This is a genomic window from Azospirillum formosense (assembly GCF_013340925.1).
Taxonomy (GTDB): domain Bacteria; phylum Pseudomonadota; class Alphaproteobacteria; order Azospirillales; family Azospirillaceae; genus Azospirillum; species Azospirillum formosense.
The window spans coordinates 1-736 of the sequence record NZ_WHOR01000543.1; the positions used below are offsets into that span (position 1 = coordinate 1).

The 736-nt window shown below is 66.4% G+C and carries 2 protein-coding genes; both read right to left on the minus strand.

Annotation, left to right across the window (positions count from 1 at the left end; all coding sequences use genetic code 11):
- Positions 1-433, minus strand: a 433-nt coding sequence (locus GBZ26_RS29710) for an NAD(P)(+) transhydrogenase (Re/Si-specific) subunit beta (RefSeq protein WP_149651815.1), incomplete at its 3' end; no start/stop codon positions are given.
- 2 nt (positions 434-435) lie between these two features.
- Positions 436-736, minus strand: a 301-nt coding sequence (locus GBZ26_RS29715; RefSeq protein ID WP_174441842.1) for a proton-translocating transhydrogenase family protein, incomplete at its 5' end; no start/stop codon positions are given.

The window sequence follows — 736 nt, forward strand, 5'->3', positions numbered from 1 at the left end:
AGGCGACGATCGAGCCGGTGAAGGTGATGGCGCCGATGGCGGTGCCCAGCGCCATTTCGACCAGCGAGCCCTTGGCGATGGCGCCGGGCACGCCGATGCCGTAGGCCTCGGGCGAGTAGAAGGCCGACAGCGCCACGAACACCGCGGCCAGACCGACCAGCGAGTGGAAGGCGGCGACGAGCTGCGGCAGGGCGGTCATCTCGATCTTCTTGGCGATGACGTAGCCGATGCCGCCGCCGATCGCGATGCCGAGCACGATCATCCAGTAGGACTGGACGATGGGCAGGGCCAGCGTGGTCAGCACGGCGATGGTCATGCCGGCCATGCCGAAGAAGTTGCCCTGGCGGGAGGTCTCCGGGCTGGACAGGCCGCGCAGGGCCATGATGAAGCAGACCGAGGCGACCAGATAGAGAAGGGCGGACAGGGTTTCCATGGTTACTTGCCCTTCTTCTTGAACATCGACAGCATGCGCTGGGTGACCAGGAAGCCGCCGAAGATGTTGACGCTGGCCAGGATGACGGCGAGGAAGCTCATGATCTTAGAGAAGCCGAAGCCGGCCGGGCCGGCGGCGATCAGGGCGCCGACGATGATCACCGAGGACACCGCGTTGGTCACCGCCATCAGCGGGGAGGGCAGCGCCGGCGTCACCCGCCACACCACGTAGTAGCCGACGAAGCAGGCCAGCACGAACACCGTCAGGCCGGTGATGAAGAAGTTGCCGTGGCTCGCCGCGTCC